Origin of the sequence: Streptomyces sp. NPDC005752 (assembly GCF_040630715.1) — a bacterium.
Classification (GTDB): Bacteria; Actinomycetota; Actinomycetes; order Streptomycetales; family Streptomycetaceae; genus Streptomyces.
This window is the reverse complement of record NZ_JBEXYB010000004.1, coordinates 49,516-67,028: the sequence shown is the minus strand read 5'-3', so window position 1 is coordinate 67,028 and position 17,513 is coordinate 49,516. Positions and strand designations below refer to the sequence as shown.

Here is a 17,513-nt window from a genome sequence, read left to right as displayed (position 1 = left end):
CGGCGTACGCGGCTGCCCCGCGAGTGACCCGCGCGCCCGCACGGTGACCCCGTGCGGGCGCCGTCGGTTCGCCCGTCCGGGGAGTGATCCGCGCCACCTGCCCGTACCGTGGATCACATGGAGATCTTCGGTGTGGATATCGGCGGTTCAGGGATCAAGGGCGCGCCCGTGGACCTGGATCGCGGAGAGCTGGCGCGGGAGCGCCACAAGGTACTGACACCCCACCCGGCCACGCCCGGCAGTGTGGCCGACGGTGTGGCCGAGGTCGTCGGCCATTTCGACTGGCAGGGGCCGGTCGGCATCACGTTCCCCGGAGTGGTCACCGGCGGCATCACGAGGACCGCGGCCAACGTGGACAAGGGATGGATCGACACGGACGCGCGGACGCTGCTGAGCGACCGCATCGGTCAGCCCGTCACGATCCTCAACGACGCCGACGCGGCGGGTGTCGCGGAGATGACCTTCGGCGCGGGCCGCGGCCGTAAGGGCACGGTGATCATGCTGACCCTCGGTACGGGCATCGGCAGCGCCGTCTTCACCGACGGGCAGCTGGTCCCCAACACCGAGCTCGGCCATCTGGAGCTGCACGGTCACGACGCGGAGAAGCGCGCCTCCACGAAGGCCAAGGAGGACGAGGACCTCAGCTGGCACCACTGGGCGCACCGGGTGCAGAAGTACCTGGTCCACGTGGAGATGCTGTTCTCGCCCGAACTGTTCATCATCGGCGGCGGCGTCAGCCGCAAGGCCGAGAAGTTCCTGCCGCTCATCGAGCGCGTACGGGCCGAGATGGTCCCCGCCGAGCTGCAGAACAACGCCGGCATCGTCGGTGCGGCCATGGCGGCCACCGGCAAGTAACCCCTACGCGCGGGGGCGGCGGACAGCCCGGTCGGCCCTGACCAGGTGACGCTGCCGCTCCCGCATCTGCCGGACCTTCCGTACGGTGGCGATGACCCCCGCGACGAGTGTGCCCCCGTACAGCCAGCCGGCGTGGACCGCCAGCGCCGTCACGACGGCCATCGTCTGACCGCCGAAGCCGCCCGTGCCCCCGGCGACGGGGATCACACCGACCGCGAAGGCGATGGGCACGATGATCGGCGCGGTCACCAGGTCGGCGGGCCGCACCCAGAGGGCGGTCAGCGCGCTGACGGGCAGGAACAGCAGGCCGTACACGATCTCCGAACCGCCGAGGAGCAGCCGGTCGACGCAGGCCAGCAGGAACATGACCAGGGCCGCGAAGAGCCCGGCGCCGATCCCGGTCAGCCGGGGGTTGGGGAATCTGCGCAGCGCCTGGACCAGAGGCGCGGCGCCGCCGGGCCGGGAACCCGCCGCTCCTCCCGCCATCGGCGGGGCGACGGTCACCGTCACCGCGGACTTCCCCTCGCCGAGGCCGCCCGGCGGGGCGGACCGGACCTGCGAGGGCTGCCTGCGCTGCGGGGTACGTGTCCTGTGCTGCTCCACCCGGACAACCTAGGTCGCCGGGTGCACTCTTTCGGGCGTTGGACACGCGTTTTGGACGACCTTGGCGTTGCGTTCGACCCCGCACGGCCGAAACAGGCCCGTACGGCCCTGACCTGCTCCGTCCCCGCACCCGTGACGGGGTGCCCCGCCCCGCCCGTAAACTGGAGAATCGGTCCACTCCCGGCCCGCCCGCACAGCCCCTCACCTCACTTCAGGAAGTCGCCAAAGTGTCGCTCACGATCGGAATCGTCGGCCTGCCGAATGTCGGCAAGTCGACCCTGTTCAACGCCCTGACCAAGAACGACGTGCTGGCGGCCAACTACCCGTTCGCCACCATCGAGCCGAACGTCGGTGTCGTGGGCGTCCCCGACCCCCGCCTGAACAAGCTCGCCGAGATCTTCAGCTCGCAGAAGCTGCTCCCCGCGACCGTCGACTTCGTCGACATCGCGGGCATCGTGCGCGGCGCGAGCGAGGGCGAGGGCCTGGGCAACAAGTTCCTCGCGAACATCCGCGAGTCCGATGCGATCTGCCAGGTCATCCGCGCCTTCAAGGACGAGAACGTCGTCCACGTCGACGGCAAGGTCTCGCCCAAGGACGACATCGAGACGATCAACACCGAGCTGATCCTGGCCGACCTGCAGTCCGTCGAGAAGGCGGTCCCGCGCCTGACGAAGGAGTCCCGGCTCCAGAAGGAGAAGGTCGCGGTCCTCGCGGCCGTCGAGGAGGCCCAGAAGATCCTCGAAGCGGGCGACACTCTCTTCTCCCGGGGCATCACCGCCGGCACCGAGAAGGGCCGCCTGCTCCACGAGCTGCACCTGCTCACGACGAAGCCCTTCCTGTACGTGTTCAACGTCGACGAGGACGAGCTGGTCGACGAGGACTTCAAGAACGAGCAGCGCGCCCTGGTCGCCCCGGCCGAGGCCATCTTCCTCAACGCCAAGATCGAGTCCGAGCTGATCGAGCTCGACGACGACGAGGCCCTCGAACTCCTCCAGTCCATGGGCCAGGAAGAGCCCGGTCTGGCCACCCTCGGCCGTGTCGGCTTCGACACCCTCGGCCTGCAGACCTACCTCACGGCAGGCCCGAAGGAAGCCCGCGCCTGGACGATCAAGAAGGGCGCCACGGCCCCGGAGGCGGCCGGTGTGATCCACACCGACTTCCAGAAGGGCTTCATCAAGGCGGAGATCGTCTCCTTCGAGGACCTGGTCGAGACGGGCTCGGTCGCCGAGGCCCGTGCGAAGGGCAAGGCCCGCATGGAGGGCAAGGACTACGTGATGCAGGACGGCGACGTGGTGGAGTTCCGCTTCAACGTGTGATCGCGTATGCAGAAGGGCCTGACCTGCGAGGATGCGGGTCAGGCCCTTCTGCTGTCCGCAACAGTCCGCAGAACCGGGAGCGGGCTACGTGTCGTAGACCGTGGAGCGGTGTCCGACGTGTACGACCCACACCACCAGCTCCCCGTTGTCGATCGTGTAGACGACACGGTAGTCGCCGACCCGGAGGCGGCGGCGCTCAGGCTGAGACACCAGTGCGGTGGTGTTGAAGCCGAAGGGGTCACTCTCCAGCTCTGTCAGTTTGGCCAGGATGCGAAGCGCCATGTCCCTCGGGATCTTGCGCAACTCGGCTTGGACCTCGGGCCGGAACATCGTGCGGTAGTCACTCACTGCGTGCCAGCGTCTCCCTCATCACGTCCTCGATCGGGACGCCAACGGCCGGACTCGCCATGCGCTCGTCGATGATGCGGTTGATCTCGCGCTCCTCCCACTCCTGGTACTTGCGTAGCACGTCGATCGAGACCACGGCGGCGACCTGCTTGCCGCGACGGGTGATGACGGTGGGCACGTCGTCGCGATCGGCCCGTTCGACGACTTCGGCCAGGTGAGCGCGTACGTCGCGGATGGACTCCATGGGTAGCGGCTGACTCATGCTTGAAGGGTACCAGGTGTGCCATGTGTACACAATGGGCGCAGTGAGCGGGAGGCGGTTGCCGCAGGAGGCGGCTGACGCCCCTTCGGCGCGTGCGCGCGCCGCGACGTGGTCGCCGAGCCGACGCCGGACGCGGTCGGCCTTTCGCGCGGCGATGGCCCACCAGATCGTCGAGGAGGGACAGGCGCGGATCGGATCAGTCCGCAAACGGTCCGCAGGGCATCCGTAAGTGTCCGTCGGGACTCAACGCATACCAACGAGGAAATGCCTGGTCAGGGTGCTGCATTCGGCTCTGCCGCAGGTCAGGATCAGACCGCAGACATTCCGCTTCAACGTGTAGCCGCTGCCATGTCACCACGTCGCTGATCTGACAAACGCCCAGCTCAGAGAGGGTCCGACTCTTCGGAGTCGGGCCCTCGGTTTTTTCCCGTGCTGGGATGGTGCTGGGATAGCTGACCCCTCGTCACCTGTCATCACCCCTGCTCATCCCTACCGTGCTGGGATCGTGCTGGGATGGGATGGGAACGCCCGTGCTGGGACCTGCACGAGTACCGCTACTCCGCCCTGACTCACCTCGGCGAGCAGGGCGCCTTCTTGCTGATGCTGATGGCCAAGTCGCGGCACAAGAAGCCGGAGAACGTCCGCCGCTACTTCAAGCCCTCACCTGAGGCGATCGCCGAGCTGACCAGCCTTCTTGCTCCCGGCGACGTCCGCCGCTGAACGGCACCGGTACGCCTGACGCCGGATCGTCCGGACTCAGGCCGTGGGACCGAGGTTCTCCCGCGCCCACTCCTCCACTGTGGTTCCGGGACGTCCCAGGACGGTGCGGACGTCGTCGCGGACGACGGCCTGGAATTCCATGGTGCCGAGCACGGTCTGGCGCATCGTCGCGACGGCGCTTTCCATGTAGAGGCGGTCGCCGGCCGAGGGGATCGAGCTCACGTAGTCGGCCAAGCCCTCGGGGCCGGACACGGTGCACGTGATCTGGGCTCCCCGCACCTTGCTGAGGATCTCGGCTACCTGCGGACCGCTGACCACTTCTGTGCTCAGCCAGTAGTTCTTTCCGCCGTGTTCGGCCGGTCCTTCCCGCAGTACCGCGGCGGCGACCGCGGCGATGTCGGCGGCGCTCACCCACCCGAGGGCCGTCTCCTGCCAGGACACGCTGAACGAGTTGGTTTCGGCGACCGTGGCCAGGACCGTGTCCGTGATGACGTTCGGGTGCAGGTGCGTCCAGGCGATGCCGCTGGCCTCGATGTAGGTCTCGATCAGCTCGTGCCAGCTGTAGTGCGGAATCCTGTCGTGGCCGGAGCTGAAGACTCCGAGGTGGACGATGTGCTCCACGCCGGTCTGCGCGGCGGCGTCGATGAACATTTTGCTCTGGTAGAGCATGTTCGCGGTGTACCCGGTCAGGAGGAAGACCCGGTCGACCCCCTCCAGTGCTTCGGCGAAGTGCTCGGGCCGGTCCAGGTCCAGCACGACGGTTTCGCGCCCCTGCGCGCGCCACTGCTCGGCGACATCGGCGCGCCGTGTCGCGAGGCGGACCTCAAGTCCCTCGTGGTCCTTGTCCAGCTCGTTGACCAGATGCGATCCGATGGTTCCGGACGCGCCGATGATGAGGGTCGTTGCCATGGTGGATGCCTTTCAGTTCTGCGGGTGAAACGTCGCCGCGTCGGTGCGACGGTGCGGGTTCAGGACGCGGTCGCGTTTTTGGTCAGCGCGTCCATGAGGAGTTCGACGAGCCGGTGGGCCTGCTCCCTGGTGCTGTGCTGTGCCCAGGCGGCGGCGCTGCCCACCAGGAGCAGGGCGTCGCCCGGGGTGATGTCGGCGCGCAGGGAGCCGTCCCGGGCTCCGGCGTCGACCAGGGTGATGACGGCTTCGTTCAGCAGCGTGTGCGTATGGGCGTAAGGGTCGGCATCGGAGACGAGGGCCGCATTCAGGGCCGCGCACATGTTGCTGTTGGCCATCGCGTGGTCCAGGAAGTGGTCCAGCCATGCCCGGGTGGCCTCGGCGCCGGTGTGCCGGGCCGCGAGGTCGCCGGCCTTCTCGCACACGAGGGTGATCTGCCGGGTATGGGCGGCGACGAGGAGGGCTTCGCGGGTCGGGAAGTGCCGGTAGAGGGTGCCGACCCCTACGCCCGCTTGTTTGGCGATGGCGGCCGGCGTGGCCTCAGGGCCCTGCTCGGCGAAGGCATGTGCGGCGATCTCCAGCAGTCGCTCGCGATTGTGCAGCGCATCGCTCCTGGTCCTGCGGGGGGCGGTGGGCATGCGGCATCCTCCTTCGATCACCTCGACTCATCTTCCGGAACGCATTCCGTTTAGAACATTAAACGGAATGCGTTCCGTTAAAACTGTACACCCCGGCATCCGGAAGATGCCGCGTGCGTGATTCGGGCAGGTGTGAGCTTTGCGGCCCTGCCCGGGATCGCGCACCCGCGGCGGGCTCTGCGCGGCCACACGTCGTAGGCGCGCACGGCCCCGGTGTGCATGGACCCGATGATCCGCAGGATGTCCTCCCAGTGCCGCTCGATGCGGGCCAGGTCGACCCGGCCGCGGGCAGCGTCCTGGAAAGCGCCGTAGTCGGCCGTGCGGTCGATGCGCCACATCTTCTCGTCGGGCAGGTCGCCGAACGCCAGCGTGGGCTTTGAGTAGCCAGTACGGTCGCTGCCCAGTCGCTTCCAGGAGACTGCTGGTCACGCGCGTGGGGAGGCGTGTTCATTACCGGTACCGGTAGAACCCGCAGACCCGTAGGTCGTGATGGTGCCCGAGTTAAGGCACCACCCCGGTCTGCGCCGGTGTGCGAGGGCGGTCGCCGCCGCGGGGTCACTTGCCGACCAGCCCCATGTGCATCTCGTTGTAGCGGTCACCGTGGATACCGAGACGTCCCGCTGCCGCATCCAGATCCGCCCGCTCATCCGCCGACAGGGCCACCTGCGTGGCAGCGGTGTTCTCCTCCACCCGCTCGGTACGGCGGGTACCAGGAATCGGCACGATCGAGGGGTGCTGGGCGAGCAGCCACGCCAGCGCCACCTGCCCTGGTGTGGCGTCCTTTGCTTGGGCCAGGGCGGCGACGTGGTCGACCAGTTGCTGGTTGGCGGCACGGTTGTCTTCGCTGAAGCGGGGGATCGTGGTGCGGACGTCGCCGTCGGAGAACGTGGTCCTGGTGTCGACCGTCCCGGTGAGGAAGCCCTTCCCGAGCGGGCTGAACGGCACGAAGCCGATGCCGAGTTCGGCCAGCACCGGAAGGACCTCGGGCTCGGGGTCGCGGGTCCACAGTGAGTATTCGCTCTGCACCGCGGTCACCGGGTGCACGGCGTGGGCGCGGCGGATCGTGGAGGCCGCCGCCTCGGACAGCCCGAAGTGCCGTACCTTCCCCGCCTGCACCAGTTCGCCGACGGTTCCGGCCACGTCCTCGATCGGCACGTCGGGGTCCACCCGGTGCTGGTAGAAGAGGTCGATCGTCTCGGTGCGGAGCCGGCGCAGTGAGGCGTCGGCGACCTGCTTGATCTGCTCGGGTCGGCTGTCGAGGCCGGTCGAGGCGCCGTTCTCGATGCGCCAGCCGAACTTCGTTGCCAGCACGACCTGATCCCGGACCGGTGCCAGGGCCTCACCGACGAGTTCCTCGTTCACGTAGGGGCCGTAGACCTCCGCCGTGTCGAAGAACGTGACGCCACGCTCGACCGCGCCGCGCAGCACGCCGATCATGTCCGCGCGGCTGCCCGGGTTGGGGCCGTAGCTCTGGGACATCCCCATACAGCCCAGGCCGATGGCAGACACTCGCAGGCCCTGGCCCAACGTGCGCATGTGCATAATCGATCTCCTTCGTCGGGCGTGCGGTGGTGGTGCGGGACGCGGGTGGTTCGGTGGGTCGTGTACCCGCCGTCGATGGGCAGGGCAACACCGACGACGAAGCCGGCGGTGTCACGCGCAGTCAGAGGGCGGCGGCGACTCCCTCGGCGGTGCCGAGACGCCCGACGGGTGCTCCGTCAGCCATGGCGGCTGCCTCCTTGGTTGACGTCGGCGAGAACGACAGCTGCACCCGCCTGCGCGAAGGACCGCGCGGCTGCTAGCCCCAACGCCGAGGCGCTGTGGCGTCCGGCCCGCGGCGTCAGGGCCAGCCCGTTGACGCGATGGTGGTGCTCGCCTGGCGTCACTTGCCGCTGTAGACGGGGAAGGCGCTGTGCTCGCCGTAGTCCACGTCGCGCAGGTCCCGCAGGACGTTCATGTCGTCGCCGGAGATCTCGAAGTCGACGTCGGCGTTGGACCGCATGTGCTCGGGGTTCGCCGTCTTGGGCAGCGACACGGCGCCCAGCTGAAGGGTGTAGCGGATGCACAGCTGGGGGACGGTCACGCCGTACTTCTGTGCCATCGCCTGGACTTCGGCGTTCTTCAGGATCGCGCCGTGGGCGATCGGCGAGTACGCCTCGACGAGGATCTCCTTGCTCTCGCAGTAGGCCAGGAGCTCTGTGGGGGTGTTGCCGGCGTGGACGAGCAACTGGTTCACGTGCGGGACCACCGTCGCGCCCTGCAGGATGTTCTCCAAGTCGTGCTGCTGGAAGTTGGAGACGCCGATGGAGCGGATCTTGCCCGTCTTGTGGGCGTCCTCCAGGGCACGCCACGCCTCGCGGTTGCCCTGGGCGTAGTCGCCGCCGCGGAAGTCGTCCCACGGCTGCGGGCTGTGGATCAACATCAGGTCGATACGGTCCAGGCCCAGCGTGTCCAGGGAGCCGTCGATCGCGGCGAGCGCCTGGTCGTAGTCCTTGATCTCCGCGGCGAGCTTCGTCGATACGAACAGTTCCTCGCGGGATACTCCCGAGGTGCGCACCCCCTCGCCGACGCCGCGCTCGTTGCCGTACGCCTGGGCGGTGTCGATGTTGCGGTAGCCGATCTGAACGGCTGCGCGGACCGCGCCGGCCGCCTGGCCATCGTCGATGAACCAGGTCCCGAGCCCCAACTTGGGAATCACGACGCCGGTGGAGAGCCTGTACGTCTCGTTGAGGATGGTCATGCGTTCGCTCCGCTCTTAGGCAGCTTGCCGTACACCTCGTCGGTGACGGGCTCGAGCCATTCGTTGCTGACGTCTTCGCCCGGCGTGATGAAGGCGACGTGGGAGAACCACGCATCAGCCTTCGCGCCGTGCCAGTGCTTCGTGCCCGCCGGGACGCGGATGACCGTGCCAGGCTCCATGCTGACGGGCTCTGCGCCCTCGGCCTGGTACCAGCCGCTGCCCGCCGTGCTTAGCAGGATCTGGTCACCACCGCCGTCCGTGCCGTGGTGGATGTGCCAGTTGTTGCGGCAGCCCGGCTCGAAGGAGACGTTGCTGACGGGAACGCTGCCCGAGGCGAGCGGAGCCAGGTAGCTCTGGCCGGTGAAGTACTGCGCGAAGGCGTCGTTCTTCTCCCCGAGGGGGAAGACCTGATCGAATTCGTGGGCAGCCATCTCGTTCTCTCCTTTGGTTCAACACGCCCGTCCGGCCGTGTGGGGCATCGGGGCGTTGGATGCGCTGGTGGTCAGGCGGACTGCTCGTCCGCGATCTTCTTCAGCAGCGTGATCGCGGTCATGGCGTTGGGCCATCCGGCGTAGAACGCCAGATGGGTAATGGCCTCGGAGAGCTCTTCGACGCTGAGCCCGTGCTCCAGGGCCTTGCCTAGGTGGTACGGGAGCTGCTCGCTGCGGTAGAGAGCGGCCAGGACGCTCACCGTGACCAGGCTGCGGTCGCGGGGGGAGAGCCCTGGGCGCTCCCACACGTCGCCGAACAGCACATCGTTCGAGATTTCGACGAGCTTCGGCGCGATGCCGGCCAGTTCGGGGGGCGCGGACTGCTTCGCCATGCGATGACTCCTTACGCGGTACGGTCACGGATCCGGCAGATCCACTCTCCAACAGGGCGGTCTGCCCGGCAGCCTCAGCCGTCCCCGTTCAGGACCGGGGCGGCGTCGCTGCCTTCCCTATCGAGGAAACCGCAGGTCATACGCGGGCGGAAGGTACTGTCGTTACAGGTACTGACAGGACTCCCCAGGACCGCCGAAGCGGTCCTAGCCTGGCTGTATGGACACCGCCCACGACATCCGTGAGTTCCTCGCCACCCGCCGCGCGAAGATCACCCCCCAGCAGGCGGGGCTGCCCGCCTTCGGCAGCAACCGCCGCGTACCGGGACTGCGCCGCGAGGAAGTCGCCCTCCTGGCCGGTGTCAGCATCGACTACTACGTCCGCCTGGAGCGCGGCCACCTCGCCGGAGCCTCCGAGGAGGTCCTGGACGCCGTGGCGAACGCCCTCCAGCTCGACGACGCGGAACGCGCCCACCTCTACGACCTGGCCGCAGCCCAGCGCACCCGCCCCGCCCGGCGCACCAGGAAGCCGCGCGGGCCCATCCCCGCCAGCATCCAGCGCGTCCTGGACTCCATGACCGACAGCCCGGCCTTCGTCCGCAACGGACGCCTGGACATCCTGGCCATCAACCGCCTCGGCCGCGCCCTCTACGCCCCGCTCTTCACCCCTGACGCACCGCGCCCGGTCAACATCGCCCGCTTTCAGTTCCTCAACTCCACCGGCCGGGACTTCTTCCCCGACTGGGACGCCTCGCTCAACACCACCGTCTCGCTACTGCGCACCGAGGCGGGGCGCGCTCCGCACGAAACGGAACTCACCGGGCTGATCGGCGAGCTGGTCACCCGCAGTGACGAATTCCGGATCGCCTGGGCCAAGCACAACGTGCGCCTGCACCACACCGGCCGCAAACCGTTCCGCCACCCCGAGATCGGCGACCTCGTCCTCGACTTCGACGCCATGGCCCTGCCGGCCCAGCCCGGCCTGACCCTCACCGCCTACAGCGCCGAACCAGGCACCCCAGCCCACGACGCACTGCGCCTGCTATCCGCCTGGGCAGCCACCAAGGACGCGCAGGCCCACCCCACCGTCCCCGCAAACGACTGACTGCGCGCCCCGGCTTCGCAGGGTTGGCGGCCGCCTGCCCGAGGACGCGTGCCGTGGCACGTGTGATGAGGACAGCGAGCCCGGAGAAGATTGCGCACCGCACTTTGGAGCTAGCTCTCCCTCCGGCAGTGCGAACGCCCCAGCGAGGGCGGACGTCCAGAAGTCGGTGGAGGGGCGGCCGTGCAGGTGCCCCTGGTCCGTGCCGGTGGCGTGCAGGTCTTCAGGACGAGACCGGTGACTGCCACATTCCGACGATGGCGTCGATGAGGCCGGTGGCGGTGTCGTGCCACGTGGGCCAATAGGTGGGAGTGCCGTCGGCGAGGGCCCGCTCCCGGTCGGCGCACACCTGGACGATCAGGTGGCGGGCCATGGCGGCTCGCTCCAGGTGCAGCCCTGAGTGGAGACCGGGCCCGGTCCGCCGGAGCCCTTCCAGCAACGGTTCCAGCGACGGGGACACGAGGAAGGTCTCGTCGACCATGCGCACGGGGCCAATGTTGATGGCACCGATATCGGCATTAGCCGCTCTCGGGTCGCGAGCCGTCTTCGCTGGAAGGGGTAAACGGCAAGGTCAGACGTCCTTGATCTGTACGCGGTCGCCGCACAGCTTCGACCAGTCGTCGCGGTCCGAGGTCAGCACGAGCACGGGCGCCGGGGAGCGGAGTGCCATCGCGGCGACGAGGGCGTCGATGGCGTATTTGTGGCCGTGCAGGCCACCGGCGTCGCTCAGTAGCTGTACTGCGGTGAGGCTGTCCGCCTGGGTGACGTCCTGTACCTGAAGGCGGGAGAGCATCCAGTGCGGCCGGGCGGTGTCCGTCTTCCCGTAGACGGCCTCCACCACCGTCAGGGCCGACACGAGGACGGGCACGCCTGTACGCCGAGCGGCCTCGATACGGGTGATCATCTGGCGGTCGTTGCGCAAGAGGAGCGACAACGCCTGGGAGTCGAGCACCAGGGACCTGGCCGCGGGCTCCTTCATGCGGCGCTGTCGCCGGATGCGTACGGCGCCGGTGCGTCACCGAACAATTCGTGCTGCGCGGCCTGGATCTCGGCCTCGCTCAGCGGTTCGTGCTCGGCTTCGTAGGCGGTCACGATCTCGGCGAGGCCGTCCATCGCCAGTTGATGTCGGACCGCGGCGGCGACGTACGCGGACACGCCGCGCTTGCCGGTACGCGTGCGCAGAGCACCGAGGAGTTCCGAGGGCATCGAGACGGAGATGTTCTCCGTGCCTCCGGGGCGGGGTGACTTCATGACGTCAGTCTAGTACAGAAACTATTACAGCGGTGGAGTGCTGTGCGGGCTGCATCGCTGGTGCGTAGTCTTGGCGCCCTAGATCTTCTTGTACTTTGTCGCGGCTCCCGTGCTGGGATGGTGCTGGGATGCGCCCACATTTCCGCTGGTCAGAGCCTTGTCGTGGAATCCCGCTTCAACGTCTGACGAGCAGTCAGGAAATGTGCCCGGGCACGCTTGTCGGCGGGTCGGGCACAGGCGTCTGTCCGCGTGGATTCCTCGTCCCACGAAGAGTCGAGGTGTTGGCGACGGGTCTGCTCGGTACGACCGTGGCCGGCGTTCAGGCCTTGACGACCTCTACTGCGGGGCCGCACAGGAGCGTCAGGTCCTCGGGATCGGAGGTCAGGACGGTGACTGGCTGGGGTGCGGTGCGGGCGATGACGGCGAAGGCGGCGTCGATGGCGTACTTGTGGCCGTGGAGGCGGTGGCTGCGCAGGAGGACTGCGGCCTGATCGGTGATCTCCTTGGTGACGTCGTGAACGTCGACGCGGGAGAGGACCCACTTGATGCGGGCGGGGTGAATGCGCTCGTAGTCGGCCTCGAGGGTGGTCATGGCGCTTGTGGCCACGCGGACGCCTTCCTCCGATGCTGCTTGGACCAGGGCCATGACGGCGCGATCCTTGCGGTAGAGCTTCGAGAGGCCTTCGCTGTCGAGCAGTAGGGTGCCGGGCATCAGGCGGCGGCCCCGCCGGCCTGTCGGTGGTCATGGCGTAGCAGCGTGCGGGCGGCTTCGACCTCCTCGCGGGTGAGCTCGTCATTGTCGGTCTCGAAGTCGGCGACGATCTCCCGGAGCTTGTCCATGGCGACCCGTTGTTCGAGGGCTTCGGCGACGTAGGCGGAGAAGCCGCCGGGCCCGACGTGGGCGCGTGCGGCTTCGGCGAGGTCCTCGGGCAGGCTGATCGAGTACTTCTTGCTACCGCTCATGATGCTGATGCTACCGGTGGTCGTATGTCTCTGACAGTACGGCAGTCGCCGTTTGAGACCTTGGCGCGGATCCGGGCGAGCTGGACCAGCTGGCGCGGCCGGGCGGTTGAGCCGCTCATCCGCGAGGCGCTCGCCCGGCTACTGCCCGACGGCCAGCTTCCCGCAGCTCCCGCGGTGGGCGGCTACTGGACCCGCACCAACGGCGTCGAGATCGACATCGTTGGTGCGGACCGCGCCCCCATTGCCAAGGAGCTGCTCTTCCTCGGCTCCGTCGGGTGGCTGGAGCAGTCACCCGTCGACCGGTGAGTGAGCCACTGAGATGCCGACGGGTACACAGGTGGCGGTTGGCTCGTCACGTTCGTAGACGTGGACGATGGGTGCTCCGTCCTCGCCTCGATGCTCCAGTGGTGCGGGATGCCGGCCTCTGCGCATGTGTGAAGCTTCGCCGTGCGACCCCGGTGTGCGGACTCGGGGGAGGCGGGAAACCACCTCGACGGCGAGTCGTACGTCATCCGGTGCGCACCAGATGACGGACAGGACGACTACCGAGGGGCGTGGTTCAGGCGCCCGAGTGCAGATAGCCCGCCCAGAGCGACGGCACCCCCGGAAGCATGTCCCGCACCGTACGCACCGCCCCGTGCAGCGCGAAAGCGGCTCTTCGGGGGTCCAGTTCGTCCGGTCCGACGAGGAGGCCGCTGTACACAGCGGCAGCGACCGTCACGGCGGTGTCGTCGTCGATCTCCCACAACGTGCCGATGACCTGTGGGAATCCGGCCAGTTGGAAGGCGGAGGCCACGTGGATGGCTTCGTCGGCCAGGGAGTCGTCCTCGACGACGGCGGTCCGGCAGGCGGACAGATAGGCCAGCTCGGCCCGGTCGAGCCGCACCGGTGTGAGGCCTGCGACCGTCAGCGGGTCCCGGACGTGGTCGTGGAGGAACAGCAGGCTCTTCGAGGGGTCGGTGGGATGGCTCGCACCATGGCATGCGAAGTGGGCGATCGAGCACTGGGGCAGAAGCGCGAGGACTCTCTCCCTCGTGGGCGTGCGGGCCGAGGCGGTGGACGCTCCGACGTCTTCCGGATGCCCCTCACGCAGCAGTACGGGATGGGGCAAGTAGTCCCTGACAGCGGCGACTTCCTCGTCGACGAACCCCAGCCGCCCCTCGCCGGGCAGACCGGGAGTGGTCGGCATCGCCACGATCAGACTGCGTACGTCACTGCGCTTCCGCTGCTGTCGGCGCGTGAGTTCGCGGGCACGGCTCAAGGCGCGCACCGTCGGGGTGTACGAGGAGACCACGCGGTCCATGACCGTACGGCGTCCCGCACCGGCCGGGTCGAAATGGTGGCCCGCGGCGTGCAGGGGCAGCTGCCCCAGCAGCCCTCCCGGCACCCACCACACCCGTGGCCAGGCCGTGGGGCAGTCGACGGGTCGGCCCCGCAGACCGAGTGCGTCGAGGACCGGGCCGGCCGCGGCGTCCCACAGCCATTCGTTCACCGCGACCAGCGTGGCCTGCGCCTGCTTCCGCGCCGCCCTGTCCGCTCCGGTGGCGGCGATGAGCGCCTGCCGGAACTCCCTCGCCCTCCTCGCCACGGCGCCCGCGGTCAGCTCGGGCAACTCCGTGTGCGCGATGCCGTCTTTGGTCAGCAACAGTGCGTCGCCGCGGTGACGGCTGACGTTGAAGACCACGACCGGCCCTTCGGCCGCCTCGCCCGTCAGCGCTTCGGCGCTCGGCGGCAGCGCGAAGGCGGAGTGCCCTTCCAGCCCGCGGATCTCCGCCAGGGTCTCCTCGAACTCCGCGACCAGCCGGATCCGGTCCTCCGCGACTGCCTGAGACCGCGTCTCGTGGATCAGGCCCTCTCCGGTCTCGGGACGGGAGGTTTCCGACGGCTGGTCGAGCAGGTCACGCAACCGGATGAAGCGGGCTGCCGGCTCCGGGTGCCGAACGCGCAGATCGGACAGGTCGCCCCGTACGTCCATCGCCTGGCCGATCAGCACTCCGCGGCCCGCTTCCAGCGAGCGCAGCGCCCGCGCCGCGCGTTCACCACTGGTTCCGCGGTCGTCGGCGAGTGCCAGGGCGGCGGCTTCGGCAGCCAGTCCCGAGAACCTGCCGAGCGCATGCTGCTGGTCATCTCGCTCCAGCCGGCGCGGTGAGATCCGGGGCAGCAGCTTCACCGCGGCCTCCGCGGCCTCCGCCGCCTTACCGGGGGCGACCGGCCCCAGTGCCCGCGCAGCCCTCCATGCGGCGGTGACGCGGACCGACGGGACGGCGGCCCCCGCCGTCCACGCCTCCTCCCAGGCGGATGCCATCGCCTCCAGGTCCGCGGTCTCACCCGTCCGTTCGTGGCGGAATGCCAGTGCGTCGCCCAGGAGCATCAGGTAGGGGGCACGTTCGGGGCGGTCGGCGGCAGTGATCCGTACTGCTTCCCGGAAGTGGCCGATGGCCGTTTCCAGGTCGGCGCGCAGCCCTGCCCGCTCCGCGTCGTCGCGTACGTTGACGACCGTGGACCGCTCGTAGCGACTCCACAGCGCCCTGCCCAGGTTGGCCAGTGTCATCGCGCGCCGGGGAGCATCGACGGCGCCCGAAAGCCGTACGGCTTCGCGGTAGCACTCGACGGTGCGCCGGAGGTCCCTCGCGGCCCGGGTCCGCTCGTACCGTGCGTGGAGGGCGCTGCCCAGAGCGTTCAGCAGATCGGGCAGAACCGCGTGTCCCTCGGGCAGGGACGCCACCGCGTCCTCGTGATGGCGGACGGCCTCGTCCAGATCCGTCGGATCTCCCGCCCTGCTGAACCGGATGACGAGGGCGGTGCCCAGGTCGGCGAGCCGGCCGGGGCCTTCGGGGTCGTGGCCGGAAGTGGCCTCCACGGCTTCCCGGTACCAGCTGACGGCACGGTCCGCGTCCGCCAGCGTGCCCGTCCGCCGGGACCGTGCGCTGTGCGTCGCGCCCAGCCACTCCAGAAGCCGGACACGTGCCGGATCACCGGCCGCCATCGTCTCCAGGGCCCGCAACTGACGGCTGATGGCCGCGTCGAGGTCCGGCAGCGACCCTGTGCGCTCGTACCGGCTGTACAGAGCCATGCCCAGGGCGGTCAGCCGCACCCCGTGCAGGGAGTGGTCGGCAGGGGTGGTCCGTACGCCCTCCTCCTGACGCCGGATCCCCTCGTCCAGATCCGCCGGAGCGCCCGTGCGGTCGTGCCGGCGGCACAGTGCCCGTCCCCACACCATCAGCCGCGCACCGCGCTCGGGGTGGTCGGGGGGAGTGGCACCCACCACCTCCTGGTGGACCGCGATGGCCTCGTCCAGGTCCGCCTGCCCGCCGTTCGCCTCGCTTCTGGTCTCCAGCGCGAGTCCCAGAGAGGAGAGACGGGGCGCGTACGCGGGGTCGTCGCGGGGGGTGCCCTGCGACGCGTCCCTGTAGGCGCGGACGGCCGCATCCAGATCCGTCGTATCCGCGGTGGCGCCGTAGCGGCGGCGGAGTGCGTCCCCCAGGAGTGTCACCCGCGCCATGTGCTCGGGAAGGCCGGCGGGTGTGTACCGAATGGCCTGCTCGTAGCGGTGAACGGCCTCGTCGAGGTCCGCCGGCTCACCCGACCGCTCGTACAGGGCGAGGTGCGCCAGGGCCAGGCCGACCGAGTGCACTCCGGCGGCGGCCTCGTCCGCCCGGGTGTCCCGCACCGATTCCCGGAGGTGGCTGACGGCCTCGTCGAGGTCCGCCGGCTCCTCGGCGGCCGCGTACCGGGTGTGGAGCGAGTTGCCCAGAGCGGCCAGCATGTTCGCGCGCCGGGGTGCGGAGGCCCGGGTGCGCCGCACGGCCTCCCGGTGACAGGCGATGGCCTCGTCCAGGTCCGCCGCCGCTTCCGTCTCCGCGAAACGTGCGTCGAGCGCGCGCCCCAGTTCGAGCAGGCGCATCGCCCGTCCGGAGTCACCCGCCGGAAGGGCGGCCAACGACTCCCGGTACCGGTCGATGCAGGCGTCCAGGTCCTCCGAGTCCCTGCGGGCGCCGTAGCGGGTGTGGAGAGCTGTCCCGAGGAAGAGCAGGTACCTGGACCGGTCGGGTCCGTCGGCAGAAGTGCCCCGCAGGGCCTCCAGCTGACAGTCGACTGCCGTGTCCAGGTCGGACGCCTGCCCCCTCAGCCGGAAGCGTTCCCACAGGACGACGCCCAGTTGGGACAGACGCGTCACACGCTCCGGGGCGTCGACGGGGGTGGCCTCCACCGCGTCCGCATGGCGCCCGACCGCGGCGTCCAGGTCCGTCGCCGCCCCCAGACTTCTGAACCGCCGGTGGTGCGCCTCACCGAGGTCGAGCGAGCGTGCCCCGCGGGCGGGGTCGTCCGAAGCGGTTGCGTCCAGCGCCTCCGAGAGCCACAGGAGCGCGGCCTCCAGGTCCGCGACATCGTCGCCCCACGCGTACCGGGTGCGCAGTGCACACCCCAGTTCGTGCGTCGTCGCGGCGAGCAGAGGCCCCCCGGAGGCGGCGAGTCCCCGTGCGGCTTCCTCGAGGCGAGCGATCGCGGCGTCCAGGTCGGCCGTCGACCTGGTCGACGTGAAGCGCCGGTTGAGCAGGGTGCCGAGGGCGGACTGCGCCGTCGCACGACGGCGATCATGGAGGGGAAGTCCCTGTACCGCCTGCGCGAGACGGACGACAGCCGCGTTCAGGTCCGTGGCCGACCCGGTCCTCTCGTGGCGAGCCTTCAGCGTCAGCCCCAGGCCTGACAGAAGGCCCGCCCGTCGTGGGTGGCTTGCGGGTGTGTGCTCCAGTACGCCCCAGAAGAGGCTGACCGCCTCGTCCAGATCCGCCGAGTCCGGCACACCGTCCGTGCCCGAGGTGCACCACTCGTCCAGCATCGCGCCGGCGGAGCGGAGTTCGGCTTCCGACGGAGCAGCCTCGTCCGTGTCCTCGATCCGCCGCAGCCGCGCACGTACCGCTGCCAGAAGCGTTTCCCGCATGCGACTCCCCCGTGGTCCCCTCCACCAGGATCCTGACACAAGCCCGC

At 69.3% G+C, this 17,513-nt stretch carries 18 protein-coding genes and 4 pseudogenes; 5 read left to right on the top strand and 17 right to left on the bottom strand.

Annotation, left to right across the window (positions count from 1 at the left end):
• Window positions 1–117: 117 nt before the first annotated feature.
• On the top strand, window positions 118–855 hold the full coding sequence (gene ppgK, locus ABZ441_RS04735) for a polyphosphate--glucose phosphotransferase (RefSeq protein WP_358968335.1): 738 nt from the start codon (window positions 118–120) through the stop codon (window positions 853–855).
• Between the two features lie 3 nt (window positions 856–858).
• Here the strand turns inward: ppgK and ABZ441_RS04730 are convergent, their stop codons facing one another.
• Entirely contained in the window at window positions 859–1,341 is a 483-nt protein-coding gene (locus tag ABZ441_RS04730) for a DUF6542 domain-containing protein (protein ID WP_358968816.1), read from the bottom strand.
• A 344-nt stretch (window positions 1,342–1,685) separates the two neighbouring features.
• On the opposite strand from ABZ441_RS04730, the gene ychF reads away from it, so the two are divergent.
• Window positions 1,686–2,774, top strand: coding sequence for a redox-regulated ATPase YchF (ychF, locus tag ABZ441_RS04725; protein WP_056793849.1), 1,089 nt, complete (start codon window positions 1,686–1,688; stop codon window positions 2,772–2,774).
• 84 nt (window positions 2,775–2,858) lie between these two features.
• Here the strand turns inward: ychF and ABZ441_RS04720 are convergent, their stop codons facing one another.
• Window positions 2,859–3,122: a type II toxin-antitoxin system RelE/ParE family toxin gene (locus ABZ441_RS04720; RefSeq protein WP_358968332.1), complete on the bottom strand. Its 264-nt coding sequence runs from the start codon at window positions 3,120–3,122 to the stop codon at window positions 2,859–2,861.
• Window positions 3,115–3,384 carry a type II toxin-antitoxin system Phd/YefM family antitoxin gene (locus ABZ441_RS04715; protein WP_358968330.1) on the bottom strand — a complete coding sequence of 90 codons (270 nt, stop codon included), beginning with the start codon at window positions 3,382–3,384 and terminating at the stop codon, window positions 3,115–3,117. Before ABZ441_RS04715 ends, ABZ441_RS04720 begins: the two co-directional genes overlap by 8 nt.
• Window positions 3,385–3,918: 534 nt before the next feature.
• Between ABZ441_RS04715 and ABZ441_RS04710 the strand changes: the two are divergent.
• Window positions 3,919–4,104: pseudogene (locus ABZ441_RS04710) on the top strand (site-specific integrase); the annotation flags it as partial.
• 36 nt (window positions 4,105–4,140) lie between these two features.
• On the opposite strand, the gene ABZ441_RS04705 reads toward ABZ441_RS04710, so the two are convergent.
• The 7 genes and pseudogenes from ABZ441_RS04705 to ABZ441_RS04675 all read right to left on the bottom strand — a co-directional run bounded on the left by ABZ441_RS04705 (window position 4,141) and on the right by ABZ441_RS04675 (window position 9,211).
• Window positions 4,141–5,013: an NmrA family NAD(P)-binding protein gene (locus ABZ441_RS04705; protein ID WP_358968328.1), complete on the bottom strand. Its 873-nt coding sequence runs from the start codon at window positions 5,011–5,013 to the stop codon at window positions 4,141–4,143.
• Window positions 5,014–5,072: 59 nt separating this feature from the next.
• The gene (locus ABZ441_RS04700; RefSeq protein WP_358968326.1) at window positions 5,073–5,648 is read right to left on the bottom strand and encodes a helix-turn-helix domain-containing protein; all 576 of its coding nucleotides are present in this window, start codon (window positions 5,646–5,648) and stop codon (window positions 5,073–5,075) included.
• Window positions 5,649–5,836: 188 nt separating this feature from the next.
• Window positions 5,837–6,031: pseudogene (locus ABZ441_RS04695) on the bottom strand (Tn3 family transposase); the annotation flags it as partial.
• Between the two features lie 172 nt (window positions 6,032–6,203).
• The gene (locus ABZ441_RS04690; protein ID WP_358968324.1) at window positions 6,204–7,190 is read right to left on the bottom strand and encodes an aldo/keto reductase; all 987 of its coding nucleotides are present in this window, start codon (window positions 7,188–7,190) and stop codon (window positions 6,204–6,206) included.
• Between the two features lie 340 nt (window positions 7,191–7,530).
• The gene (locus ABZ441_RS04685) at window positions 7,531–8,388 is read right to left on the bottom strand and encodes an aldo/keto reductase (RefSeq protein ID WP_358968322.1); all 858 of its coding nucleotides are present in this window, start codon (window positions 8,386–8,388) and stop codon (window positions 7,531–7,533) included.
• Entirely contained in the window at window positions 8,385–8,819 is a 435-nt protein-coding gene (locus ABZ441_RS04680; protein WP_358968320.1) for a cupin domain-containing protein, read from the bottom strand. Before ABZ441_RS04680 ends, ABZ441_RS04685 begins: the two co-directional genes overlap by 4 nt.
• A 71-nt stretch (window positions 8,820–8,890) precedes the next feature.
• The gene (locus ABZ441_RS04675) at window positions 8,891–9,211 is read right to left on the bottom strand and encodes a carboxymuconolactone decarboxylase family protein (RefSeq protein WP_358968318.1); all 321 of its coding nucleotides are present in this window, start codon (window positions 9,209–9,211) and stop codon (window positions 8,891–8,893) included.
• Between the two features lie 217 nt (window positions 9,212–9,428).
• Here ABZ441_RS04675 and ABZ441_RS04670 point away from each other — a divergent pair, with 217 nt between their 5' ends.
• Window positions 9,429–10,313: a helix-turn-helix transcriptional regulator gene (locus ABZ441_RS04670; RefSeq protein WP_358968315.1), complete on the top strand. Its 885-nt coding sequence runs from the start codon at window positions 9,429–9,431 to the stop codon at window positions 10,311–10,313.
• A 220-nt stretch (window positions 10,314–10,533) separates the two neighbouring features.
• On the opposite strand, the gene ABZ441_RS04665 is transcribed toward ABZ441_RS04670, so the two are convergent.
• From ABZ441_RS04665 to ABZ441_RS04645, 5 genes are all read right to left on the bottom strand, one after another.
• On the bottom strand, window positions 10,534–10,797 hold the full coding sequence (locus tag ABZ441_RS04665) for a hypothetical protein (RefSeq protein WP_358968313.1): 264 nt from the start codon (window positions 10,795–10,797) through the stop codon (window positions 10,534–10,536).
• Window positions 10,798–10,881: 84 nt separating this feature from the next.
• Window positions 10,882–11,289, bottom strand: a complete 408-nt coding sequence (locus ABZ441_RS04660) for a PIN domain-containing protein (protein ID WP_358968311.1) — start codon at window positions 11,287–11,289, stop codon at window positions 10,882–10,884.
• Window positions 11,286–11,561 (bottom strand): hypothetical protein, encoded by a 276-nt coding sequence (locus ABZ441_RS04655; protein ID WP_358968309.1) that lies wholly within the window; start codon window positions 11,559–11,561, stop codon window positions 11,286–11,288. The genes ABZ441_RS04660 and ABZ441_RS04655 overlap by 4 nt, the downstream gene beginning before the upstream one ends.
• Before the next feature lie 319 nt (window positions 11,562–11,880).
• Window positions 11,881–12,273, bottom strand: coding sequence for a DNA-binding protein (locus tag ABZ441_RS04650; protein ID WP_358968307.1), 393 nt, complete (start codon window positions 12,271–12,273; stop codon window positions 11,881–11,883).
• The gene (locus ABZ441_RS04645; RefSeq protein ID WP_358968305.1) at window positions 12,273–12,524 is read right to left on the bottom strand and encodes a hypothetical protein; all 252 of its coding nucleotides are present in this window, start codon (window positions 12,522–12,524) and stop codon (window positions 12,273–12,275) included. Before ABZ441_RS04645 ends, ABZ441_RS04650 begins: the two co-directional genes overlap by 1 nt.
• Window positions 12,525–12,581: 57 nt before the next feature.
• Here ABZ441_RS04645 and ABZ441_RS04640 point away from each other — a divergent pair.
• Window positions 12,582–12,827 (top strand): annotated as a pseudogene (locus tag ABZ441_RS04640) (DUF234 domain-containing protein); the annotation flags it as partial.
• 39 nt (window positions 12,828–12,866) lie between these two features.
• Here ABZ441_RS04640 and ABZ441_RS04635 read toward each other — a convergent pair.
• Window positions 12,867–13,049, bottom strand: a pseudogene (locus ABZ441_RS04635) (Uma2 family endonuclease); the annotation flags it as partial.
• A 34-nt stretch (window positions 13,050–13,083) separates the two neighbouring features.
• Window positions 13,084–17,466 carry a CHAT domain-containing protein gene (locus ABZ441_RS04630; protein WP_358968304.1) on the bottom strand — a complete coding sequence of 1,461 codons (4,383 nt, stop codon included), beginning with the start codon at window positions 17,464–17,466 and terminating at the stop codon, window positions 13,084–13,086.
• Window positions 17,467–17,513: the final 47 nt, after the last annotated feature.

What these genes read in the sequence shown, in the direction of transcription:
- ppgK (WP_358968335.1), top strand. Translation starts at nt 118, where the DNA reads ATGGAGATCTTCGGTGTGGATATCGGCGGTTCAGGGATCAAGGGCGCG.
- ABZ441_RS04730 (WP_358968816.1), bottom strand. Translation starts at nt 1,341, where the DNA reads ATGGCGGGAGGAGCGGCGGGTTCCCGGCCCGGCGGCGCCGCGCCTCTG.
- ABZ441_RS04715 (WP_358968330.1), bottom strand. Translation starts at nt 3,384, where the DNA reads ATGAGTCAGCCGCTACCCATGGAGTCCATCCGCGACGTACGCGCTCAC.
- ABZ441_RS04705 (WP_358968328.1), bottom strand. Translation starts at nt 5,013, where the DNA reads ATGGCAACGACCCTCATCATCGGCGCGTCCGGAACCATCGGATCGCAT.
- ABZ441_RS04700 (WP_358968326.1), bottom strand. Translation starts at nt 5,648, where the DNA reads ATGCCCACCGCCCCCCGCAGGACCAGGAGCGATGCGCTGCACAATCGC.
- ABZ441_RS04690 (WP_358968324.1), bottom strand. Translation starts at nt 7,190, where the DNA reads ATGCACATGCGCACGTTGGGCCAGGGCCTGCGAGTGTCTGCCATCGGC.
- ABZ441_RS04685 (WP_358968322.1), bottom strand. Translation starts at nt 8,388, where the DNA reads ATGACCATCCTCAACGAGACGTACAGGCTCTCCACCGGCGTCGTGATT.
- ABZ441_RS04680 (WP_358968320.1), bottom strand. Translation starts at nt 8,819, where the DNA reads ATGGCTGCCCACGAATTCGATCAGGTCTTCCCCCTCGGGGAGAAGAAC.
- ABZ441_RS04675 (WP_358968318.1), bottom strand. Translation starts at nt 9,211, where the DNA reads ATGGCGAAGCAGTCCGCGCCCCCCGAACTGGCCGGCATCGCGCCGAAG.
- ABZ441_RS04670 (WP_358968315.1), top strand. Translation starts at nt 9,429, where the DNA reads ATGGACACCGCCCACGACATCCGTGAGTTCCTCGCCACCCGCCGCGCG.
- ABZ441_RS04660 (WP_358968311.1), bottom strand. Translation starts at nt 11,289, where the DNA reads ATGAAGGAGCCCGCGGCCAGGTCCCTGGTGCTCGACTCCCAGGCGTTG.
- ABZ441_RS04655 (WP_358968309.1), bottom strand. Translation starts at nt 11,561, where the DNA reads ATGAAGTCACCCCGCCCCGGAGGCACGGAGAACATCTCCGTCTCGATG.
- ABZ441_RS04650 (WP_358968307.1), bottom strand. Translation starts at nt 12,273, where the DNA reads ATGCCCGGCACCCTACTGCTCGACAGCGAAGGCCTCTCGAAGCTCTAC.
- ABZ441_RS04645 (WP_358968305.1), bottom strand. Translation starts at nt 12,524, where the DNA reads ATGAGCGGTAGCAAGAAGTACTCGATCAGCCTGCCCGAGGACCTCGCC.
- ABZ441_RS04630 (WP_358968304.1), bottom strand. Translation starts at nt 17,466, where the DNA reads ATGCGGGAAACGCTTCTGGCAGCGGTACGTGCGCGGCTGCGGCGGATC.